This is a genomic window from Autumnicola tepida (genome assembly GCF_031846485.1).
Taxonomy (GTDB): Bacteria; Bacteroidota; Bacteroidia; order Flavobacteriales; family Flavobacteriaceae; genus Autumnicola; species Autumnicola tepida.
This window is the reverse complement of record NZ_JAVRHQ010000058.1, coordinates 1-3,082: the sequence shown is the minus strand read 5'-3', so window position 1 is coordinate 3,082 and position 3,082 is coordinate 1. Positions and strand designations below refer to the sequence as shown.

Here is a 3,082-nt window from a genome sequence, read left to right as displayed (position 1 = left end):
GGGCTTAATACTTTTAAACGTGATTTAATGAAAAACACTTTGATTCTAGTAGCATTATTAATCTTTCATTTTTATTCATATGCCCAGCATTTCGATTCTATTCCAAGCGAAATAATAATAAGTAAAACTTTTGTAATCACTGATTCAGGATTTAAAAATTTAGAGAAAAAACAAGACACTCTAATAGTAAAAGAAATCTCGGATACTGATCAAGTTTCTAAAGCTAAAAATGTTTTAGGACAAATGAATGAGTTCATAAAAAATACTCCAGAATCAAAGATTATATTGGAAATAGAAAATGATTCCATTTGGCGGTATCAAGTAGAAAAGGAAATAATGATCGGAGATTATATAATGATTGAAAAAGGAAAAGGAGTTTTAAATTATTATTCAAAAGATAAGTCTACGAATTACAGAAAATATGATCTATTTGAAAACCAAATTAATATTGAAAAATTAGAAAATAAAGAGGATAAAAAAATTATTAATGGATTAGATGCTTTCAAAATCAAGCTGATCATAAAACAACAATTTAGCGACTTAGGAAATACTATTTATGAAATGTATGTAACCGATAAATTGAATTTGCCAGCGCATTCATATATTAATCTTCCAAAATATTACCAAAATTTATTTCCATTAGAAGTTATAAGTTGGGAAGAAAATTTACCTGGAATTTTAGAAAAATATGAAGTGACGGACATAAAGTACTAAGCCCAACATCGGTTATAGCAAATAGCGGGTTTTGCCGAAAAAGTGTAATTTAGAAAACCAATAAACAAAAGGTTAAGCCGACAAATCCGCGTCCCTATTCCCGCTACTTGTCCATAACCGTAACCGTTACCAAAAATTGCGCCGACTGAAATATAAATTTTAACCTGCTAATATTGTTCATTTTCTTATTGAAAATCCTGCTCACATTTAGCGGAAAAAAGTAATTATAAAGTCTGCACTTAAAAAGGCAAATTCTGACTGATAGAAGTTTTTTCAGCGGAATCTTATAAATATTCGTTTATTTAAAAACCCAGGAAAATAGAAAATGAATCGGATTTTCAATTAAAGAGAGTTGTTCATTTAAAGAAAAAATTAAACCGACTTCCACTCTGCCCCGAGATCTAAAAATAAAATCAGAAGGAAAAAATAGAGAATTTCAGCAAGCAGAAAAATTCCAAAAAAAGCATCACCCTGACATTTCTCAGCCGGAAAACTTAGAATAAAAATTAAACCAAAAAATTGAAAAATTCAACAAGCGGAAAAATCCTTATCATTATAGAAAATCAGAAGTTCAAAGAAATAATTTGGGAAAAGAAGAAAATTTTAAAAAATAAACCGACCAGAATGGCCAATCTCTCTTGCTTACTCTTGCGGGGCGCAACTTTAGGTAACATCGCTTAACGGCAAATTACGGGTTGTATCCTGAAAATTGTTATTTTAGAGATCAATTTAAAATCAAGTAGCCGACAAAGACGCGTTTTCAGTCCCGTTACTTGCGTTAAACGTAGCCGTTAGCCACAATACCGACCAAAATGTAACTAATGAGTGAGATAAATTTAAAAGTAAAACAGAATTATGAATATCTGGAAGAATTATCATTCTCAGAAAAGAATATTCAAGAAGATACAATTTTTTTAAAAGAGAAAAACAATAGAAAAGATTGGCTCAAGAATTCCGTAAAAGTTGAACACTCAACTGCGAAAGATGAAATGTCTCTAATAATTGAGAAAAAGTTATTCCCATATAAATATGGAATCAAACTACATTGTCCGAATTTCACGGAAAAACCTTTTTTTCGATTTGATTCTGATGGTCCAACACATAGAAATAAAATAGAAAATTCACTGGCAGAACAGCCAATAACTACACCTCATTTCAACACATATGATGAAAAAGGGCAGGAATTTGCTTATAAAAGCGATATACTACGAAATGATAAAGAAGCAAAAGCTATAGCAGAAAATATTGAGTTTGGAATAAGCCACTTTTTTCAAGAAACTAATATTAAGCTAAATGGAAAAGATGAATTTCCTGGACTAACTACTGAGAACCCAGAGTTATTTGAAATAGAGTCACAAACCGATCCATTAAATGGAATTGAATTTTTAGATTAGCGTGATGGATGAACTATTAGACATATTCCAAAATATTAAAAATGATTTTTGTTCTCTAACAAATTACAAAGTAAGAGGAGAAAGCTTAGAAATCATTACTCCTTTTACAACTCTAAATAACAAATTTGTCTCAGTATTTGTAAAAAAAATAAAGAACAAATACGTGATTTCGGATGCAGGTTGGACGGATTTAAATTACTATGACATTAATATAAGTGAAGAATCCGATGACATTATAGAACGTATTTTTGCTTACTATCAAAAAAGTTTTGACGTTTCAACAACTACGGATAAAGCTGGAACAATCCATTATTTTAAATATTGCTCAAACCCCGTAGAAATTCCAAGTAAAGTTTATGATTTAGCAAACTTTATTGTTGGTGCTGTAAATGCTATGGGAATCAGGTATAAGGATGAAAAAGAAGAAAAAGAAAGAGAAACATTTAGAAAGGATGCCAATAATTTCTTGAAAGCTCACTATAATGAAAATGTTAAGCTTCGTAAAGCATTAGATGATTTACAAAATATCAGGTTTAACGCTTTAATTTCAAAAAGTTCAGATATATATCTAGTTTCTTACGTTACGGGTAGCAGTTCCTATTATTTTACAAACGACCTTAGAAAAACAATAGTAAACTTTGAAATTTCAGAAAGATCAAAGTATAAGGATTTTATTAGAGAAAAAGTTTCTATTATTAATGATAAGGCTGACGGCTATCATCCCGAAAAATTAAGTAGTATGATGGATCTACTTCAAGAGAAAGTTACAAGAGATCCAATCAAGTGGACAGAAAAAGAGAGAATTTTAGAGATTATATAGAACGGTACTGTGGCTAACAACGCATACCGCAAATGGCGGGTTTTATAGAAAAGAACTAACTTAGTTTCCATAGCAAACAAAACCGGTAAGCCGACAAATTCGCATCCATAACTCCGCGCCACTTGTCGTTATGCGAGACCGTTAGCAGCTATTT

The 3,082-nt window shown here is 30.7% G+C and carries 3 protein-coding genes; all 3 read left to right on the top strand.

Annotated elements, in window-relative coordinates:
* Nucleotides 1-714, top strand: a 714-nt coding sequence (locus RM553_RS19215; RefSeq protein ID WP_311536586.1) for a hypothetical protein, incomplete at its 5' end; no start/stop codon positions are given.
* A gap of 821 nt (nt 715-1,535) precedes the next feature.
* Nucleotides 1,536-2,108 (top strand): hypothetical protein, encoded by a 573-nt coding sequence (locus RM553_RS19210; protein WP_311536585.1) that lies wholly within the window; start codon nt 1,536-1,538, stop codon nt 2,106-2,108.
* 4 nt (nt 2,109-2,112) lie between these two features.
* On the top strand, nt 2,113-2,928 hold the full coding sequence (locus RM553_RS19205; protein ID WP_311536584.1) for a hypothetical protein: 816 nt from the start codon (nt 2,113-2,115) through the stop codon (nt 2,926-2,928).
* The last annotated feature ends 154 nt before the right edge of the window (nt 2,929-3,082 follow it).